The sequence below is a fragment of the Variovorax sp. P1_H12_2 genome (assembly GCF_056405335.1).
Map to the genome: position 1 here is coordinate 1 of NZ_JBFUCI010000092.1, position 17898 is coordinate 17898.

Consider the following 17898-nt stretch of genomic DNA (forward strand, 5'->3'; position numbering starts at 1 on the left):
GCCTTCCTCGCCCTCCTCGATCAGCAGCGAACGCGTGCGGTAGCGGCGCTGCACCCCGCGCAGGGCGAGTTCCTGCAGCGCGGGCGGGAGCGCGACGGGGTCGAGACCGGATGCGGCGAACATCCGTGGAATATAAGGTCGCGCGCAGTCCGCGCGCGGCCTGTTGCGCAGCCGTCAGTCGATAAGCCGCAGCGCGGACACGATCTGCGGCATCCGCGACACACGGTGGACCACCTCGCGGATGCTGTTGCTGCCGGTCTTCTGGCGCACGTTCTTGATGTGGGTGCGCACGGTGGACATGCAGATGCCTTCGAGGCAGGCGATTTCCTCCGCGCGATGACCGTCGCAGAGCCGGGTCAGCACGTTCTGCTCGGCCCGCGTCAGGTGCTTGGCCCGGGCGAACATCTGCATCGTGAGCATTTCGCAGCCGGGCTGGCGGCTGCAGATGACCAGCACCGTATCGACGGTGCCGCTGCCGTGCACCGCGGCCAGCGGGACGAACGCCAGCGAGAGCCCGTCGGCCCCATGGTCGAGCTCGACGATGCCGCGGCAGTCGCGCTCGGCGTCCTTGAGGGCCTGGCGGATCTTCGCCTGCGAGGCGGGGCTGGCGGCGCACAGCATGCCCTCGGCACTGTGCAGCGCGCGCGCCGCCGACAGTTCGCGCCGGGCCGGATAGTTGGCATGCAGGATGCGACCGGTCAGGTCCACCAGCAGCAGGCCATGGTCGATCTCGTCGAGCACGCGCGCCAGCATGCCGGCCTGCAGCGCGTCCGGCGGGGTGGCCGTGACGGTGCGACTCGGTTCCTGGAGGAAATGAATCCGAAAATCAACTGCCGTTTCCATGCTGCTCTCCTCATCTGGGGGGATGAGAGCAGTTTGGAAGATGGAGGCCCTGTCGTGCGGTGACTATTGCCGCCGCTTTTGTGATCTATTTACATTCCAGCGCCGGGGGGTCAGCCGGTCAGCCGTTGCAGGGCTTCGCGGTATTTCGCCGCGGTCTTCTCGATCACCTCGGCCGGCAGGCGCGGCGCCGGCGGCGTCTTGTCCCAACGCTTGCCGTTGATCTTGGTGGCCTCGAGCCAGTCGCGCACGAACTGCTTGTCGTAGCTCGGCGGATTGGCGCCGCTGGCCAGCGCCGCCTCGTAGCCTTCGACCGGCCAGTAGCGCGAGCTGTCGGGGGTCAGCACCTCGTCCATCAGCACCAGCGTGCCGGCCTCGTCGAGACCGAACTCGAACTTGGTGTCGGCAATGATCATGCCCTTGGTCAGCGCGATCGCCGCCGCCGTCTCGTAGATCGCGATGCTGGTCTCGCGGATCTGCTGCGCCAGCGTCGGGCCGACCACCTCGACCACCTTGTCGTAGCTGATGTTCTCGTCGTGCGCCCCGGCCGCCGCCTTGGCCGCGGGCGTGAAGATCGGCAGCGGCAGCTTGCTGGCGTTGGTCAGCCCCTCGGGCAGCGGAACGCCGCAGACGGCCCGATTCTCCTGGTATTCCTTCCAGCCGCTGCCCGCCAGGTAGCCGCGGACCACCGCCTCGACCGGAATCGGCGTCAGGCGCTTGACCAGCATCGAGCGGCCCTGGACCTGGGGCACCTCGTCCGGCGTCACCACGCTTTCGGGCGCGTCGCCGGTCAGATGGTTGGGGCACAGGTGGCCGAGCCGCTCGAACCACCACAGCGCCATCTGCGTCAGGATCACGCCCTTGCCCGGAATCGGCTCTCCCATGATCACGTCGAAGGCGGAAAGGCGATCGCTCGCGACCATCAGGATGCGGTCGTTGCCGACCGCATAGTTGTCGCGCACCTTGCCGCGCGCGAGCAGCGGAAGGCTCTTGATGGAGGAGGTATGGACGGTGGTCATGGCGAATGGGAAGTGGGGCGGTGCGGAGAACTTCGGAGATTGTGCGCGCGGCGCGGGCCGCGCGAAACAAACCGGCCAGCGCAGCGAGGCCCGTTCGGGAAACCCCGCGGAAACCGGCTTGGCCGGGCCGCTGGGGTTGCCCCCGGAGAGGGGGTGGGAGCGCGACACGAAGTGCGCGCGACCTGGGGGTGAGCCTAAATGACTTCTTGCGCCAGTTCGCCCTTGGCGTACTTGGCGGCGACCACCTGCAGGGTGTCGCCCTTGATCTTCGGGGCCTGGCCTTCGCAGCCGAACTCGAGGTAGCGCTGCTTGCAGATCAGGCGGGCGGCTTCGCGCGCCGGCTTGAGCCATTCGCGGGCGTCGAACTTCTCGGGGTTCTCGACCAGGAACTTGCGCACCGCGCCGGTCATCGCCAGCCGGATGTCGGTGTCGATGTTGATCTTGCGCACGCCGTGCTTGATGGCTTCCTGGATTTCCTTGACCGGCACGCCGTAGGTTTCCTTCATGTTGCCGCCGTACTGGCGGATGATGGCCAGCAGCTCCTGCGGCACGCTCGAGGAGCCGTGCATCACCAGGTGGGTGTTCGGGATGCGGCGGTGGATTTCCTTGATGCGGTCGATCGCCAGGATGTCGCCCGTGGGTTCGCGGGTGAACTTGTAGGCGCCGTGGCTGGTGCCGATGGCGATCGCCAGGGCGTCGATCTGGGTGCGCTTGACGAAGTCGGCGGCCTGCTCCGGGTCGGTCAGCAGTTGCTCGCGGGTCATGGTGTCGTCGGTGCCGTGGCCGTCTTCCTTGTCGCCCTTCATGGTCTCGAGCGAGCCGAGGCAGCCGAGCTCGCCTTCCACGGTGACGCCGACCTTGTGCGCCATGTCGGCCACCTTGCGGGTGACCTCGACGTTGTAGTCGTAGCTGGCGATGGTCTTGCCGTCGGCCTCGAGCGAGCCGTCCATCATCACCGAGCTGAAGCCGAGGTCGATCGCGCCCCGGCAGACGTCCGGGCTCTGGCCGTGGTCCTGGTGCATCACCAGGGGCACGGTGGGATAGGCCTCGATGGCGGCCTGGATCAGGTGCTTGATGAAGGCTTCGCCCGCGTACTTGCGCGCGCCGGCGCTGGCTTGCAGGATGACCGGCGCGCCGACTTCCTTGGCGGCCTCCATCACGGCTTGCACCTGTTCGAGGTTGTTGACGTTGAATGCCGGAATGCCGTAGCCGTTGGCGGCGGCGTGGTCGAGCAGTTCGCGCATCGAGACGAGTGCCATTGGAAATACCTCGCGGGGATCTAGGGATGAAGACGAAAGAACTCGCCTGATTCTACCGAGGGTGTTGCTCGCCCCAGGTCGGCCCCCGGCCGGCGCAGCCAGGCCCGTCGGTGAAACACCGCGGAACCGGCTTTGCCGGGCCGCTGGTGTTGCCCCCGGTAGGGGGTGGGCGCCCGGACACGAAGTGCCGGGCAACCTGGGGGCGAGCTTTAACGCACTCTGCAGATCTTGAGCATGTTGGTGCCGCCCGGCGCCCCCATCGGCTCGCCGCAGGTGATCGCGTAGACGTCCCCGGTCTGCACGATGCCGCGCTTCTTGAGGTGGGCCTCGGCCTGCTCGAGCGCGGTGTCGCGGTCGCTCTCCGAATCCATCAAGAGCGGCCGCACGTTGCGGTAGAGCGCCATCTTGCGCTGCGTCGACAGCCGAGAAGTCAGCGCATACATCGGGATGTGGGCGCGATGCCGGCTCATCCACAGCGGCGTGGAACCCGACTCGGTCAGCGCGACGATCGCCTTGGCACCGAGATGGTGTGCAGTGAAGAGCGCGCCCATCGCGATCGACTGGTCGATGCGGGTGTAGTTCTTGCCGCTGAAATCGGCGTCGAGCTGTAGATCCTCGGCGGCCTCGGCGGCCTCGCAGATCCGGCTCATCTCCTGCACGGTCTCGAGCGGGTAGCGGCCCGAGGCGGTCTCGGCCGAGAGCATCACGGCGTCGGTGCCGTCGAGCACCGCGTTGGCGACGTCGCTGACCTCGGCGCGCGTGGGCACCGGGTTGGTGATCATCGACTCCATCATCTGGGTGGCGGTGATGACCACCCGGTCCATCTCGCGCGCCATGCGGATCATCTTCTTCTGCAGCGCCGGCACGGCGGCGTTGCCGACCTCCACCGCGAGGTCGCCGCGCGCCACCATGATGCCGTCGCTGGCGCGCAGGATCTCTTCCAGCCTGGGGATCGCCTCGGCACGCTCGATCTTGGCGATCATCCCGGGCTTGTGGCCGAACTCGGCCGCCGCCACGTTGCACAGCTGGCGCGCCATTTCCATGTCGGTGGCGTTCTTCGGGAAGCTCACCGCCACATAGTCGGCCTGGAAGCTCATCGCGGTCTTGATGTCCTCCATGTCCTTGGCGGTCAGCGCCGGCGCGGTCAGCCCGCCGCCCTGCTTGTTGATGCCCTTGTTGTTGGACAGCTCGCCGCCCAGGCGCACCGTGGTGTGGACTGCGTCGCCCTTGACCGCATCGACCGTCAGCACGATCAGGCCGTCGTTCAGCAGCAGGCTGTCGCCGGGCTTGACGTCGCGCGGCAGGTCCTTGTAGTCGAGGCCGACGGCGTCGACGTCGCCGGGCTCGGTGCGCGAGGCGTCAAGAACGAACTTGGCGCCGGGCTCCAGCCAGATCTTGCCCTCGGCGAACTTGCCGACCCGGATCTTCGGGCCCTGCAGGTCGGCCATGATCGCCACCTCGCGGCCGCTGCGGCGCGCTGCCTCGCGCACCATCGCGGCGCGGTTGATGTGGTCCTGTGCCGTGCCATGGCTGAAGTTGAGCCGCACCACGCTGACCTTGTAGAGGATCATCTGCTCGAGCAGCTCGAGCGTGTTGGATGCGGGCCCGAGGGTGGCGACGATCTTGGTGGCGTGGCGGGGCAGGCGGGGCGTGCTCATTCAGGTCTCCGGTTTGTATTCGACACTGTATACACTTTGCTCGTCAACAGCCAGAACTATTGAACCGCTCCTTCCAGGAACACCGCGGAACCGGCTTTGCCGGGCCGCTGGTGTTGCCCCCGGTCGGGGGTGGGCGGGCTACACGAAGTGAGCCCAACCTGGGGGCGAGCCTATCCAGCCCGCTTCGCCAGGATCTCGAAGGCCGGCAGGGTCTTGCCTTCCAGCACTTCCAGGAAGGCACCGCCGCCGGTGGAGATGTAGCCGACCTTGTCCTCGATGCCGTACTTGGCGATCGCGGCCAGCGTGTCGCCGCCGCCGGCGATCGAGAAGGCAGGGCTCTCGGCGATGGCGTGGGCGATGGTCTTGGTGCCGTTGGCGAAGGCATCGAACTCGAACACGCCCACCGGGCCGTTCCAGACGATGGTGCCGGCCTCGCGCAGCTGCGCCGCAAGCAGTGCGGCGGTCTTCGGGCCGATGTCCAGGATCAGGTCGTCGTCGGCGACCTCGCTGGCGTCCTTCACGGTCGCCGCGGCATCGGCCGCGAAGGTCTTGGCCGTGACCACGTCGACCGGGATCGGCACCGCGGCGCCACGCGCGCGCATGGCCTCGATCACCGCCTTGGCCTGGTCGAGCAGGTCGGGCTCGGCCAGCGACTTGCCGATCGACAGCCCTGCGGCCAGCATGAAGGTGTTGGCGATGCCGCCGCCCACGATCAGCTGGTCGACCTTGGCCGCCAGGCTCTCGAGGATGGTGAGCTTGGTGCTGACCTTGGAACCCGCGACGATCGCCACCAGCGGGCGCGACGGTTGCGCCAGCGCCTTGGTGATGGCGTCGATCTCGGCCGCCAGCAGGGGCCCGGCGCAGGCCACCTTGGCGTATTGCGCGATGCCGTAGGTGGTGGCCTCGGCGCGGTGCGCGGTGCCGAAGGCGTCGTTGACGTAGATGTCGGTCAGCGCGGCCAGCTTGCGCGCCAGCGTCTCGTCGTTCTTCTTCTCGCCCTTGTTGAGGCGGCAGTTCTCGAGCAGCACGACCTGGCCCGGCGCCACCTGGACGCCGTCGACCCAGTCGGACACCAGCGGCACCTCGCGGCCCAGCAGCTCGCCGAGGCGGGCCGCGACCGGCGCCAGCGAATCGGCGGGCTTGAACTGGCCTTCGGTCGGCCGGCCGAGGTGCGAGGTGACCATCACCGCCGCGCCGGCGTCGAGCGCCTGCCGGATGCAGGGCACCGAGGCGCGGATGCGCGTGTCCTCGGTGATGCGGCCGCTGTCGTCCTGCGGCACGTTGAGGTCGGCTCGGATGAAGACGCGCTGGCCGGCGACTTTGCCTTGCGCACAGAGGTCGGTGAATCGAAGGACGTTCATGGATAGACGATTTGAAAGCGAATGAGGAGAGCCTCGAGGGCAGCGCCCATTGTAGGTTTCAGGTGTCAGCCGGCGAGGCCCGGCTCGCGCACGAACTGCTCGAGCAGCTGCACGAAGCTCGCCGCCGCGGGCGAGAGCGAGCGCTTCGACGCCCCGTAGACGCAGACCTCGCGGTGGAAATCCGGCTGCTCCAGCCGCACCATCTGCAGCCCGTGGGCGCGCACCAGCGACGCCGAATAGGTCGGGCACACCGTGAGCCCCAGCCCCGAGGCCACCATGCCGAGCGCGGTCGTCATGTAGGACACCTCCTGGGTGGTGGCGCGCAGCATCAGTTCGCGGCCTGCGGCGTCGAGCTCGGGCAGCACGCGCTGGCGGAAGTCGCGCGTCGGCGCGATGAAGGTGTAGGGCCCGAGTTCGGCCCAGCGCACCTTGCGGCGGCGCGCGAAGGCGTGGCCGGGCGGGCAGATCAGCCAGTGGCGGTCGCGGAACAGCGTGCGGCGCTCGATCGCGGCGTCCACGGCCACGTCCTGCCCGACCGCGAGTTCCACCTCGCCCGACAGCAGCCCGTCCAGCAGGTGCTCGGGCAGCGTGTCGGTCAGCCGCACGTCGATGTCCGGGTGCCGCGCGCGGTAGGCCGCGATGACGCGCGGCATCAGCGTACAGGCCATCAGCTGCGGCGCCGCGAGCCGCAGCACGCCCTTCTTCTTGTCACGCAGGTCGGTCACGCCGGCCACCGCGCCCGCCAGGTCGGCCAGCAGCCGCTGCACCGAGGGCTGGAACTCGCGCCCGGCCTCGGACAGCAGAACCCGCCGCGTGTGCCGGTCGAACAGCTGCACGCCCATCTCGCGCTCGAGCTCGCGCACCAGCACGCTCAGCGCCGACTGGGTCAGGTGCAGGGTCGCGGCAGCCGCGGTGAAGCTGCCGGTCTCGGCCACGGCAGCGAAGGCGCGCAACTGGCGCAGCGTCAGATTCATGGCCTCAGTTCATCAATCAATGAATTTATTTCGATTGAATCATAAGAAGATCGGCGGCCCAATCCGCTCCGAGCCTTTTGAGACCTTGCGGGACAGACCAAGAAACTGCGCAGCAGTTTTTGCTCTGTCCTCGACCTGCTGAGACCTTGCGGGACAGACCAAGAAACTGCGCAGCAGTTTTTGCTCTGTCCTCAACTGACTAGAGAGACAGACCATGGCCCTCCCGCCGCCCCCGCCCGTTCGCGGCCTGCACCACTTCGCCTGGCGCTGCCGCGACAGCGAGGAAACGCGCCGCTTCTACGAAGACCTGCTGGGCCTGCCGCTGGCGCACGTGATCAAGAGCGACCACGTGCCGAGCACCGGCGAGTACTGCCCCTACGTCCACATCTTCTTCCAGATGCGCGACGGCTCGTACATCGCCTTCTTCGACCTCGGCGACAACGTGGCGGCGCTGCCTTCGCCCAATACGCCGGCCTGGGTCAACCACATCGCGCTGCGCGTCGACTCCGTGGCCGAGCTGCGGGCGGCCAAGGCCCGGCTCGAAGCGGCCGGCGTCGAGGTGCTGGGCCTGACCGACCACCACATCATCGAATCGATCTACTTCTTCGACCCGAACGGCATCCGCGTGGAGCTCACCACGCCGACGGTGCCGCAGGCCGAGATGGATGCGCATGCGCTCAACGCCCGGGCCGAACTCGACGCCTGGACGCTGCGCAAGGCCGGGTTGCTCGCCGCCGCGGCCGCGGGAAAGGCGGCCCATGGCTGAGCTGCAACTTGCGGTCATCGACGTCAAGCCGGGCGCCTCGCTCGAGAGCCAGTCGGGCCTGCAGATGCTGCGCCCGCGCATCTACGGCGCGTACCGGGCACCGGCCGGGCCGAAGAAGCTCGCGGCCATCGTGATGCATCCGACCAGCAACTTCATGGGCCACTACCTGATCGGCCCGCTGGCCGAGCGCGGCATCTGCTGCATGGGCCTGAACTCGCGCTACATGGGCAACGACACGGTGCTGCTGATGGAGCGCGCGATCCAGGACCTGGGCGCCGGCGTGCAGTTCCTGCGCGCAGCCGGCTACGAGAAGGTCGTTCTGATCGGCAACTCGGGCGGCGCCGCGCTGGCCAGCTTCTACCAGGCACAGGCCGAGCAGCTCACGGCGCACCACTTCGCCGATGGCGATCCGACCCACCTGCATCCGGACGACCTGCCGCCGGTGGACGGCATCGCGCTGTGCGCCGCGCACCAGGGCCGCTCGAAGCTGATGCGGGACTGGATCGACCCCTCGGTCATCGACGAACCCGACCCGCTGTCGGTGGACCCGGCGCTCGACATGTACGACCCGCGCCATGCGCTGCCGTACAGCGCCGAGTTCCTCGCCCGCTTCAGCGCGGCGCAAAAGGCGCGGCTCGACCGCATCGAGGGCTGGGCGCTGGAACGGCTGCGCGTGCTGCGCAGCACGCCCGGCGCGCCGCGCGACCAGGCCTTCGTGGTCTACCGCACGCATGCGGATCCGCGCTGCGTGGACCTCTCGATCGACGCCAACGACCGCGCACCCGGCAGCGTGTGGGGCGATGCGCGGCAGGTGAACTACTCGGCCAACGCGATGGGCCGGACCACCTCGCTGACCGCCTTCCTGTCGCAATGGTCCTCGCGCTCCCAGGCCGATGGCCCGTCGAATCTCGCGCGCACCACGGTGCCCAAGCTGCTGCTCACCTACACCGGCGACCAGTCCACCTTCCCGAGCACCCGCGAGGCCTGGATGACAGCGGGCGGTGCGCGCATCCGCAACTTCGACATCGTCGGCGGCAACCACTACCTCGCGGGCCAGCCGGCGCTGGTGCCGCGTGCGGCCGACGCGATCGCCGACTGGGCGCACGCGCTGTGAACGCCCCGAACACCCCGAACACCCCGATGGAAAGCTACAGCTTCGCACCCGCGTACGAACTGCCCAGCTGGCCCTTCGTGCCACCGCCCGAGCTCGGCAGCGACGCGGTCGTGCGCCATCCGATCGTCATCGTCGGCGCCGGTCCCGCGGGCCTGACCCTGGCGTGCGACCTCGCCCGCCGCGGCGTGCGCGCGGTGCTGCTCGACGAGGACGACACGGTCGGCGTGCGCGGCGCCTCGTCGCGCGGCATCTGCTACGCGCAGAAGAGCCTGGAGATCTTCGAGCGGCTCGGCATCTACGAGCGCATCGCGGACAAGGGCATCACCTGGTCCTTCGGCCGCACCTTCTCCGACGAACAGGAGGTCTACAACTTCAACCTGAAGACCGACAGCGTCTCGGTGCAGCCGCCCTTCATCAACCTGCAGCAGTTCTACGTCGAGTGGTTCCTGGTCGACCGCATCCTCGAACTGGGCCTCACCGACCTGCGCTGGAAGAACCGCGTGACGCACGTCACGCCGCTCGATGGCAGCGTTCGCGTGGCGGTGGAAACCCCGGCCGGCAGCTACACGATCGAAGCCGACCACCTGATCGACGCCACGGGGGCCAACAGCCCGATCCGCACCCAGCTCGGCATCGACGCCCACCCGTCGCGCAGTACCGACCGCTGGTGCATCAGCGACGTGCGCTTCAAGAAACCGCTGCCGACGGRGCGCTGGACCTGGGTCGATGCGCCCTTCAACGAGGGCCGCGCGGTCTGGCAGCACCTGATGGGCGATGGCGTCTGGCGCATCGACTACCAGATGCCCGAGGATTGCGACACGGCCCACATCAGCAGGCCCGAGGTCGCCGGCGCGCGGCTGCGCGAGCAGCTCGGCCCCGGCGTCGAGTTCGAATTCGTCTGGATCGGGCCGTACGGCTACCGCGACCACCTGCTCGACAGCTTCCGGCACGGCCGCATCCTGTTCATCGGCGATTCGGCCCATGTCGTGAGCCCCTTCGGCGCCCGCGGCGGCAACAGCGGCATCCAGGATGCGGCCAACCTCGGCTGGAAGCTGGCGCTGGTGGCGCAGGGCCAGGCCGGCGACGGGCTCCTCGACAGCTACGATGCGGAGCGCCGCCCGGCCGCCACGGAGAACCTGCGCGTCACCAGCCGGTCGGCCCGCTTCCTCGCGCCCCGCACGCCGGCCGAGCACACGCTGCGGCGCGCTGTCGTGGCGCTGGCGTCGCGCCATGCCTTCGCCCGCGGCCTCGTCAACACCGGCCGCATGTCGGTCGCCAACGACTACCCCGCGGCGCCGCACCTGCCCGACGGCGCACGCAGCGTGCAGAACCTGCCGCTGCGGCACGCCGACGGCAGGCCGACCACGCTGATGCAGTTGCTCGCCGAGGGCACGCAGTGCCTGGGCCTGTGGTTCGCACCGACCCGTGCCCAAGCCGAAGCCCTGGCCGACGTCGCGGCATCGCTGCCGCTGCGGCTGGTCGCCGTCGGCGGCGCCACCGGCCTCGACACGCTGCAACCCGACGACACGCTGGCGCGGCAGCTCGGCATCGCTGCCCCCGGCAGCCTCTGCCTGGTGCGCCCGGACGCCTACCGCGCGGCGCTGCTGCGCGACCCCACCCCGGCCTCGGTCGCGGCCGCCGTGCACACCGCGCTGGCCCATGGCTGAACCGAAGGACCCCATGATCACCGAACCCCACATCCCCGATCCCGACGGCTTCTATGCGGCGTGGGTCGCTGCCCACGAGGGCCTGAGCGAGGCACAGAGCGCCGACTACAACGCCCGCCTCGTGCTGCTGCTGGCCAACCAGTGCGGCGACCAGGCCGTGCTGCTCGACTGCATCGCCGCCGCCCGCGAGAGCGGTCCGCCTTCCGAAACCACGACCCGAAGCCCCGCATGAACGCTCCCGTCTCCTTCGCCTCCGCCTCCGACACCCGGGAACAGAAACCGCAGCTGCGCGAACTCGCACCCGGCGTGTACGGCTACATCAGCGACTTCGACCCCAACTGCGGCTTCATCGTCGGCGACGAGCACGTCGTGCTGATCGACACCCGCCCGACGCCGCGCATGGCGCGCGATTTCCTGGCCGACATCCGCAGCGTCACCGACAAGCCGATCAAGGCCATCGTGCTGACGCACTACCACGCGGTGCGCGTGATGGGCGCGAGCGCCTTCGACGAGGTGCAGGCCATCGTCGCGAGCCAGGGCACGCTGGACTGGGTGCGCGAGCGCGGGCAGGCCGATTTCGAGTCCGAGGTCGGGCGCTTTCCGCGCCTGTTCGCGGGCGTCGAGGAGATCCCCGGCCTCACCATGCCGACCCTCAGCTTCGAGCGCGAGATGAGCCTCTGGCTCGGCCAGCGCGAAGTGCGCCTGATGTGCCTGGGCCGCGGCCATTCGGGCGGCGACACGGTGGCCTGGCTGCCCGACTGCGGCGTGCTGTTCTCGGGCGACGTGGTGGAGAACCGCTGCGGCGTGTATGCCGGCGACGCCTACATCCAGGACTGGGCGGGCACGCTCGATGCGGTCGCCGCGCTCGAGCCCCGCGTCCTGGTGCCGGGCCGCGGCGCCGTGCTGCAGGGCGCGCCGGCCTGCGCGGAAGCGATCGCGCTGACCCAGGCCTTCCTGTCGACCCTGCTCGCCAGCGTGCGCGCCGGCCTCGAGGCGGGCGAGGGCCTGCGCGCCTGCTTCGAGCGCGCCGAAGCGGCGATGAAGCCGCGCTTCGGCGACTGGCCGGTGTTCCAGCACGTGCTGCCTTTCGATGTCTCGCGCGCCTATGACGAACTGCGCGGCATCGAGCATCCGGTGGTCTGGACCGCGGAACGCGACCGCGCGCTCTGGCAGACCCTGCGCGGCTGATTCGAGACTGCTTTTTTCAACCCCGGAGACACACCCGATGAAACGATTCCTGCAACTGCTCGCCGCCGGCTTCACGCTCGCGGTGGCCAGTCATGCATCGGCGCAGAGCGCCTACCCCAGCCAGCCCGTGCGCTGGATCGTGCCCTACGTCGCCGGCGGCGGCACCGACAACCTGGCGCGCTCGCTGGCCGAAGCGATGCAGCCCTCGCTGGGCCAGCCGATCGTGATCGACAACCGTCCGGGCGCCTCGACCAACATCGGCGTGTCGGTCCTGATGCAGGCCAAGCCCGATGGCTACACGATCATGCAGGCGGAGAACGCCGCGCTGCTGTTCAACGAGCACATGTTCGCCAAGCTGCCGTACAAGCCGGCCAACGATTTCACCTACATCGGCACCATCGGCCGTTTCCCGGTCGCGCTGGTGGTCCATCCCGACTTCCCGGCCAAGACGGTCGCGGAGTTCGTGAGCTACGTGAAGGCCCACCCCGACAAGGTGAGCTACGCCTCGCCCGGCAACGGCTCGCCGCACCACATGGCAATGGAACTCTTCAAGCAGAAGGCCGGCATCAGCATCCAGCACGTGCCCTACAAGGGTGCCGCGCCCGCCATGACGGACATCATGGGCGGGCAGGTCCCGACCATGATGCTGGACCTGGCCTCGGGCTTGCCGATCATCAAGTCCGGCAAGGTGCGCGTGCTGGCGATCGCGCTGCCGCAGCGCGCCGGCGCCCTGCCCGAGGTGCCGACCTTCGCCGAGCTGGGCTTCAAGGACGTCAACGCCTACGCCTTCCACGGCCTGATCGGTCCGGCGGGCATGCCGCCGGACGCGGTCAACCGCATCAACAGCGAGCTCAACAAGGCGATGCAGGCGCCGAAGGTGGTCAAGCTGTTCTCGGAGTTCGGCTTCGAGGCGCTGCCCGGAACGCCGCAGGATTTCTACAAGCTGTCGCGCGCCGAGAGCGAGCGCTGGGGCAAGATCATCAAGACCGCCGGCGTGCAGCTCGACTGACCGGAGCGTTGACGTGCTCTACCAGCCCAGGCCCAGGTGCAGGGGCAGGTAGACCGCCATCCCGGCCAGCATCGTCCCCAGCACGCCGCGCCGCCAGAAGAAATAGGCGGCGCCGGCCGCGGCGGCATAGAGGCGTGCGTCCTGCCAGGTCGAGACCAAGTGGCCCTGCGACATGACGATCTCCGGCGCGATCACCGCCGCCAGGGCGGCCGCCGGCGCGTAGTGCAGCGCGCGGTGCGCCCACTCCGGCAGGCCCCAGGGCCGGTCAAGGATGAAGAAGAAGCAGCGCGTGAGCACCGTGATGCCGGCAAGGCCGACGATCACGGCCAGGGTCCAGAGATCGGTACCTCCGAAGACCACGCTCATTGGTCGTCCTCCGCATCGGCGTCCAAGCCGAGCTGCTTCTCGAGCCAGAAGCAGGCCAGCACCGCCACGCCGATGGCGACCACGATGTTGAGCTTGAGCGGCAGGGCATAGGCCGCGACCGCGGTCGCCGAAGCGATCAGCACCGCCAGCAGGCGCAGGCGCGTGGTCGCCATCGAGCAGACGATCGCGATCAGGCTCAGCACGCCGGCGAAGCCGAGGCCCCAGCTCTGCGGAATCATGTTGGCCAGGCCGATGCCAAGCAGGCTCATGCCCATCCAGGCCGCCCAGGTCACGAAGTAGTTGCCCGTGAGGTACGCCTCCTGGGCCTGCTGCTCGGCGAGCGTGAGCGGCGGCTGCACATACTTCCGGGTGAACAGCGCATAGCTCATGTCGGCCGTGAGGTAGCCATGGGTCAGGCGGCGCCAGCGCGGCATGTGCATCAGGTAAGGCCGCAGGTGCAGGCTGAAGACCACGAAGCGCAGGTTGACGCAGAAGCCCGTGGCCAGGATCACCCAGGCCGGTGCGCCGGCGATCAGCAGCGGAATGGCCGCGAGCTGCGAGCTGCCGGCGTACACCAGCAGCGTCATCGCGACCGACTCGAACACGCTCATGCCCGACTTGAGCATCGCCACGCCGGTCATCAGGCCCCAGGCTCCGATGCCCACGGCGACCGAGGACATGTCGCGCATGCCCTGGCGGAACTCCGGCTGGCGGCGAATCGCTGGGGAAAGAAACATCAGGCGGGCAGCGAGGACGCGCAGTGCCGAGCGCGGGGGCGATCCATCAGCCGAAGGCCTGGCCGGGACGGATCTCGAAACCGCGCAGGAAATCGGCGGCCGGCAGGCGCTTGCCGCCGGCGCGCTGCAGCTCGGTGAGCACGACGGTGGAATCCTTCGCGGCCACTTCGATGCCCGAGGGCGAGACCGCCAGCACCGTGCCCGGCGGCGCGGCCGCGGCGGCGCCCGGTCGCGCCTGGGCGGCCCAGAGCTTGATGACTTCGCCGCCGATCACACTGCTGGCGCCCGGAAACGGGTCGAAGGCACGCACGCGGCGCACGATCGCGACAGCGTCCAGCGACCAGTCGATCTGCGCCTCGGCCTTCTCGACCTTGTGCGCGTAGGTCACGCCTTCGGCGGGCTGCGGCTCGGCCTGCAGCGCGCCGGCCTCGGCCTGCTTCAGCGCATCGACGATCAGCCACCCGCCCAGCGCGGCGAGCCGATCGTGCAGGCGCGCCGTGGTGTCGTCGCCGACGGCCATGGATTCGCCAAGCAGCATGGCGCCGGTGTCGAGGCCGGCGTCCATCTGCATGATCGTGACGCCGGTCTGCGCATCGCCGGCCTCGATCGCCCGGTGGATCGGCGCAGCCCCGCGCCAGCGCGGCAACAGGCTGGCGTGGATGTTGAGGCAGCCGAGCCGCGGTGCATCCAGCACCCACTGGGGCAGGATCAGCCCATAGGCGGCGACCACCATCACGTCGGCCTGTGCCGCGGTGATGGCCTCGCGCGCGGCGGCTGCGTCCTCCGGGTACTTGCCGTCGAGCCGCAGGCTGCGCGGCTGCACCACCGGCCAGCCGTGGCCGACCGCGAACTGCTTGACCGGCGAGGCCTGCAGCTTCATGCCCCGGCCGGCCGGACGGTCGGGCTGGGTCAGGACCAGCACGATCTCGAATCCGGCCGCGGCGATCGCCTCGAGCGCGACGCGGGCGAATTCGGGCGTGCCCGCAAATGCGACTTTCATATCAGCTTGTCGCCACGCGATCGCGTGATCCGTAACGCATGAAACCGGCGCAGTCCGATGCCAGAGATACCGCGGAACCGGCTTTGCCGGGCCGCTGGTATCGCCCCCTCGAGGGGGAGGCGCCGCAGGCGCATCGGGGGTGTTTCACTTCCGTTCATCGGTCGGTCATCACTCGCCGCAGGTCGTCGGCGGTGTGATAGCGGTCGACCACGCCGTCCGGACCGATGTAGATGTAGAACAGGCGCGGCGTGTTCATCGACTGATAGCGCCAGGCCCAGATGTCGCCGTCGAAGGAAGTGACGCGCGAAATCTCGAACGGCCGGCCGTAGCTTCGCAGCACGTCCTCCACACGCCAGACGCCGGGCTTGACGGTGATGTCGAACATGCCGTCCTCGAGTTCCTGGCGGATCGAGACCACACGGCCGCCGGCGTCGAGGTCGACGTTGTTGACCGCAAAACCCGCCGGCGCACGCGAATACTGGAGCCGCTCACCGCCGCCGGGCACCGGATAGGTCGCCGTCGGGTTGCCGAGCTTGTGCAGCGTCTCGGCGCGAGTGCTTCCCAGCGGCAGCCGGGTCGGGTCGAGCGCGCAACCGGAGAGCGCCAGAACCAGCGCCGCCGCCACGGGCCACAGGCGCCCCACGGTCAACGCCGTCCTTCGCGCTGATCGTGCTTCTGGTCTTCGCGCTGCTGCTTGAGCAGCTTGCTCTTGATGCGATTGCGCTTCAGCGGCGACAGGTATTCGACGAACACCTTGCCCTGCAGGTGGTCGAGTTCGTGCTGGATGCAGACCGCCAGCAGGCCCTCGGCCTCGATCGTCTGCGGTTCGCCCTCGGCATCGAGCGCGGTCACGCGCACGGCGGTGGAGCGCTCGACGCCGTCGTAGATGCCCGGCACCGAGAGACAGCCCTCTTCGTTGAGCACCTTGTCGTCGCTGGCCCAGACGATCTCGGGATTGATCAGCACCAGCGGCTTGTCGCGATCCTCGGAAACGTCGATCACCACCAGCCGTTCGTGGACGTCGACCTGGGTCGCCGCGAGGCCRATGCCGTTGGCGTCGTACATCGTCTCGAGCATGTCCGCGACCAGCGTCTTGATGCGCGCGTCGACACCTTGCACCGGCTTGGCGACCGTGTGCAGGCGCGGGTCCGGGTAACTCAAAATGGTTCTTTTAGCCATGAAGTCGGGGAAAAGTTGTCGCTATTTTCGCCATTTCCGCGACGCCGCGCCGGCGAACGTCCCGAATACGTTGCCCTATCAAGGGCTTCAGCGCAAAATTCGTTGCAAATTGTGAGGATACGTACATCCTGCGTGGCGTAGTGTGTGCACACCATAAACCATGAACAAACTCCGACTCAACGAAAGCCTGCGTCCCAGCCTTTTGGCCACCGTGGCGGCTGTCGCCTTGGCGGGCATGGGCGCCGCGACGGCTTTCGCTCAGAGCTATCCGGTGACGCCCCAGCAGCGCGCGGTAGCCCAGGAGACCGCGCAGGCAGGCATTCCGGTCAGCGAACTCGCCCCGACCGCGCCCGATCAGTACACGGTGAAGCCGGGCGACACGCTGTGGGCGATTTCGCGCCTGTTCCTGCGCAGCCCGTGGCGCTGGCCCGAGCTCTGGGGCATGAACCTCAGCGAGATCTCGAACCCGCACCGCATCTACCCCGGACAGGTGCTCTATCTGGACAAGACCGGCGGCCGCGCCCGCCTCAGCACCCGCCGCGGCGGCGCGGCCGACGGCACGATCAAGCTGTCGCCGCGAACCCGCTTCGAATCGATGTCCGGCATGGCGCTGCCGACGCTCAATCCGAGCCTGATCGAGCCGTTCCTGAGCGAGCCGATCATCGTCGACGAGGACACGCTCAAGACCGCGCCCCACATCGTCGCCGGCAACGACAACCGCGTGCTGCTGGCCCGCGGCGACCGCGCCTACGCGCTGGGTGACGCCAATTCGCCGCTGATCGAGGTCGCCGGCCCGATCAAGACCTTTCGCGTGTTCCGCAACGCGACGCCACTGCAGGACCCGGCCACCGGCGAACTGCTCGGCTACGAGGCCGCCTACCTCGGCAAGGCCCAGCTCAAGCGCAGCCAGACCATCGGGACCGAGCTCGACGAGGGCAAGGAAGTCGTGAACGTGGTCCCGGCGACCATCGACATCGTGGCGGCGCGCGAGGAGATGCGCGCCGGCGACCGCCTGCTGCCCGAGCCCCAGCGCCAGCTGCTGAGCTATGCGCCGCGCGCGCCGGAACAGATCGTCAACGGACGCATCGTGTCGGTCTACGGCAACGCGGTGCAGTTCGCGGCCCAGAACCAGGTGGTGGTGATCAACAAGGGCACCCGGGACGGCATCGAATCCGGCCACGTGCTCGCCATCCTCAAGAACGGCGAGACCATGATCGACCGCGCGAGCACTCCCAACTACACCGGCAAGAACGTGGTCAAGCTGCCGAACGAGCGCATCGGCCTGCTGATGGTGTTCCGTCCGTTCGACAAGGCGTCCTACGCCCTGGTGCTCGAGATCAACGACACACCGCGGATCGGCGACCTGCTGGTCAACCCCTGACGCGGGCGTCCTCTTGGCGTGGAACGCGACGAACTTGCGGGCTGGTTGCGCCTCTCGCTGACGCCGGGCATCGGCAACGTCGGCGCCCGCACGCTGCTCGCGGCCTTCGGCCTGCCTGCCGGGATCTTCGCCCAGTCGCACGCGGCACTGCAGCAGGTCGCAAGCAGCGCCCAGGCGCAGGCATTGCAGCGTGAACCGGTCGGGCTGGCCGCCCTGCTCGAGCGGACGCTCGAATGGCTGCAGGGCACCGAAGCCCATGGCGTCACGCGACGCCTGCTGACCCTGGGCGACCCGGGCTACCCGGCCGCGCTGCTCGCCACCGCCGACCCGCCGCTGCTGCTGTATGTGCTCGGCGCATCCGGATTCGACCTGACGCAGCT

Annotated in this window: 18 protein-coding genes and 1 pseudogene; 8 read left to right on the forward strand and 11 right to left on the reverse strand. The window is 68.8% G+C overall.

Annotated elements, in window-relative coordinates:
* Positions 1 to 174: 174 nt before the first annotated feature.
* The 6 genes from AC1D2K_RS11905 to AC1D2K_RS11930 form a co-directional block, all read right to left on the reverse strand.
* Positions 175 to 843: a helix-turn-helix transcriptional regulator gene (locus tag AC1D2K_RS11905; protein WP_478089041.1), complete on the reverse strand. Its 669-nt coding sequence runs from the start codon at positions 841 to 843 to the stop codon at positions 175 to 177.
* A gap of 110 nt (positions 844 to 953) precedes the next feature.
* Positions 954 to 1859 carry a phosphoribosylaminoimidazolesuccinocarboxamide synthase gene (locus AC1D2K_RS11910; RefSeq protein ID WP_478089042.1) on the reverse strand — a complete coding sequence of 302 codons (906 nt, stop codon included), beginning with the start codon at positions 1857 to 1859 and terminating at the stop codon, positions 954 to 956.
* A 194-nt stretch (positions 1860 to 2053) separates the two neighbouring features.
* The gene (gene fba / locus AC1D2K_RS11915; RefSeq protein WP_478089043.1) at positions 2054 to 3118 is read right to left on the reverse strand and encodes a class II fructose-bisphosphate aldolase; all 1065 of its coding nucleotides are present in this window, start codon (positions 3116 to 3118) and stop codon (positions 2054 to 2056) included.
* Positions 3119 to 3327: 209 nt separating this feature from the next.
* The gene (gene pyk, locus AC1D2K_RS11920) at positions 3328 to 4776 is read right to left on the reverse strand and encodes a pyruvate kinase (RefSeq protein WP_478089044.1); all 1449 of its coding nucleotides are present in this window, start codon (positions 4774 to 4776) and stop codon (positions 3328 to 3330) included.
* 170 nt (positions 4777 to 4946) lie between these two features.
* Positions 4947 to 6137 (reverse strand): phosphoglycerate kinase, encoded by a 1191-nt coding sequence (locus AC1D2K_RS11925; protein ID WP_478089045.1) that lies wholly within the window; start codon positions 6135 to 6137, stop codon positions 4947 to 4949.
* Positions 6138 to 6202: 65 nt separating this feature from the next.
* Positions 6203 to 7111: a LysR family transcriptional regulator gene (locus tag AC1D2K_RS11930; RefSeq protein WP_478089046.1), complete on the reverse strand. Its 909-nt coding sequence runs from the start codon at positions 7109 to 7111 to the stop codon at positions 6203 to 6205.
* A 214-nt stretch (positions 7112 to 7325) separates the two neighbouring features.
* Between AC1D2K_RS11930 and AC1D2K_RS11935 the strand changes: the two genes are divergently transcribed.
* From AC1D2K_RS11935 to AC1D2K_RS11960, 6 genes are read left to right on the forward strand one after another with little or no spacing between them, the layout of a single operon-like run.
* Positions 7326 to 7877, forward strand: coding sequence for a VOC family protein (locus AC1D2K_RS11935; RefSeq protein WP_478089047.1), 552 nt, complete (start codon positions 7326 to 7328; stop codon positions 7875 to 7877).
* Entirely contained in the window at positions 7870 to 8991 is a 1122-nt protein-coding gene (locus AC1D2K_RS11940; RefSeq protein WP_478089048.1) for an alpha/beta hydrolase family protein, read from the forward strand. The genes AC1D2K_RS11935 and AC1D2K_RS11940 overlap by 8 nt, the downstream gene beginning before the upstream one ends.
* A gap of 26 nt (positions 8992 to 9017) precedes the next feature.
* A complete protein-coding gene (locus tag AC1D2K_RS11945) occupies positions 9018 to 10658 on the forward strand; it encodes an FAD-dependent oxidoreductase (RefSeq protein ID WP_478089049.1) in 1641 nt (546 codons plus the stop codon).
* 13 nt (positions 10659 to 10671) lie between these two features.
* Positions 10672 to 10890, forward strand: coding sequence for a DUF2783 domain-containing protein (locus tag AC1D2K_RS11950; protein WP_478089050.1), 219 nt, complete (start codon positions 10672 to 10674; stop codon positions 10888 to 10890).
* Positions 10887 to 11846, forward strand: coding sequence for an MBL fold metallo-hydrolase (locus tag AC1D2K_RS11955; RefSeq protein ID WP_478089051.1), 960 nt, complete (start codon positions 10887 to 10889; stop codon positions 11844 to 11846). Before AC1D2K_RS11950 ends, AC1D2K_RS11955 begins: the two co-directional genes overlap by 4 nt.
* A gap of 37 nt (positions 11847 to 11883) precedes the next feature.
* Positions 11884 to 12855, forward strand: a complete 972-nt coding sequence (locus AC1D2K_RS11960) for a Bug family tripartite tricarboxylate transporter substrate binding protein (protein WP_478089052.1) — start codon at positions 11884 to 11886, stop codon at positions 12853 to 12855.
* 18 nt (positions 12856 to 12873) lie between these two features.
* Here AC1D2K_RS11960 and AC1D2K_RS11965 read toward each other — a convergent pair whose 3' ends face one another.
* The 5 genes from AC1D2K_RS11965 to def form a co-directional block, all read right to left on the reverse strand.
* On the reverse strand, positions 12874 to 13221 hold the full coding sequence (locus tag AC1D2K_RS11965) for an AzlD domain-containing protein (protein WP_478089053.1): 348 nt from the start codon (positions 13219 to 13221) through the stop codon (positions 12874 to 12876).
* On the reverse strand, positions 13218 to 13958 hold the full coding sequence (locus AC1D2K_RS11970) for an AzlC family ABC transporter permease (RefSeq protein WP_478089054.1): 741 nt from the start codon (positions 13956 to 13958) through the stop codon (positions 13218 to 13220). Before AC1D2K_RS11970 ends, AC1D2K_RS11965 begins: the two co-directional genes overlap by 4 nt.
* A 46-nt stretch (positions 13959 to 14004) precedes the next feature.
* A complete protein-coding gene (fmt, locus tag AC1D2K_RS11975) occupies positions 14005 to 14958 on the reverse strand; it encodes a methionyl-tRNA formyltransferase (protein ID WP_478089055.1) in 954 nt (317 codons plus the stop codon).
* Positions 14959 to 15112: 154 nt separating this feature from the next.
* A complete protein-coding gene (locus AC1D2K_RS11980; RefSeq protein WP_478089058.1) occupies positions 15113 to 15601 on the reverse strand; it encodes a hypothetical protein in 489 nt (162 codons plus the stop codon).
* Positions 15602 to 15603: 2 nt separating this feature from the next.
* Positions 15604 to 16137: a peptide deformylase gene (def, locus tag AC1D2K_RS11985; protein WP_478089056.1), complete on the reverse strand. Its 534-nt coding sequence runs from the start codon at positions 16135 to 16137 to the stop codon at positions 15604 to 15606.
* Positions 16138 to 16297: 160 nt separating this feature from the next.
* Between def and AC1D2K_RS11990 the strand changes: the two genes are divergently transcribed.
* On the forward strand, positions 16298 to 17518 hold the full coding sequence (locus AC1D2K_RS11990; protein ID WP_478089057.1) for a LysM peptidoglycan-binding domain-containing protein: 1221 nt from the start codon (positions 16298 to 16300) through the stop codon (positions 17516 to 17518).
* A gap of 18 nt (positions 17519 to 17536) precedes the next feature.
* Positions 17537 to 17898 (forward strand): annotated as a pseudogene (locus AC1D2K_RS11995) (DNA-processing protein DprA); the annotation flags it as partial.

Excerpts from the sequence above, each read along its gene's own strand:
- AC1D2K_RS11935 (WP_478089047.1), top strand. The coding sequence starts at position 7,326 with ATGGCCCTCCCGCCGCCCCCGCCCGTTCGCGGCCTGCACCACTTCGCC.
- AC1D2K_RS11905 (WP_478089041.1), bottom strand. The coding sequence starts at position 843 with ATGGAAACGGCAGTTGATTTTCGGATTCATTTCCTCCAGGAACCGAGT.
- AC1D2K_RS11965 (WP_478089053.1), bottom strand. The coding sequence starts at position 13,221 with ATGAGCGTGGTCTTCGGAGGTACCGATCTCTGGACCCTGGCCGTGATC.
- fba (WP_478089043.1), bottom strand. The coding sequence starts at position 3,118 with ATGGCACTCGTCTCGATGCGCGAACTGCTCGACCACGCCGCCGCCAAC.
- fmt (WP_478089055.1), bottom strand. The coding sequence starts at position 14,958 with ATGAAAGTCGCATTTGCGGGCACGCCCGAATTCGCCCGCGTCGCGCTC.
- AC1D2K_RS11960 (WP_478089052.1), top strand. The coding sequence starts at position 11,884 with ATGAAACGATTCCTGCAACTGCTCGCCGCCGGCTTCACGCTCGCGGTG.
- AC1D2K_RS11970 (WP_478089054.1), bottom strand. The coding sequence starts at position 13,958 with ATGTTTCTTTCCCCAGCGATTCGCCGCCAGCCGGAGTTCCGCCAGGGC.
- AC1D2K_RS11990 (WP_478089057.1), top strand. The coding sequence starts at position 16,298 with ATGAACAAACTCCGACTCAACGAAAGCCTGCGTCCCAGCCTTTTGGCC.
- pyk (WP_478089044.1), bottom strand. The coding sequence starts at position 4,776 with ATGAGCACGCCCCGCCTGCCCCGCCACGCCACCAAGATCGTCGCCACC.
- AC1D2K_RS11940 (WP_478089048.1), top strand. The coding sequence starts at position 7,870 with ATGGCTGAGCTGCAACTTGCGGTCATCGACGTCAAGCCGGGCGCCTCG.
- AC1D2K_RS11950 (WP_478089050.1), top strand. The coding sequence starts at position 10,672 with ATGATCACCGAACCCCACATCCCCGATCCCGACGGCTTCTATGCGGCG.
- AC1D2K_RS11955 (WP_478089051.1), top strand. The coding sequence starts at position 10,887 with ATGAACGCTCCCGTCTCCTTCGCCTCCGCCTCCGACACCCGGGAACAG.
- AC1D2K_RS11925 (WP_478089045.1), bottom strand. The coding sequence starts at position 6,137 with ATGAACGTCCTTCGATTCACCGACCTCTGTGCGCAAGGCAAAGTCGCC.
- AC1D2K_RS11910 (WP_478089042.1), bottom strand. The coding sequence starts at position 1,859 with ATGACCACCGTCCATACCTCCTCCATCAAGAGCCTTCCGCTGCTCGCG.
- AC1D2K_RS11930 (WP_478089046.1), bottom strand. The coding sequence starts at position 7,111 with ATGAATCTGACGCTGCGCCAGTTGCGCGCCTTCGCTGCCGTGGCCGAG.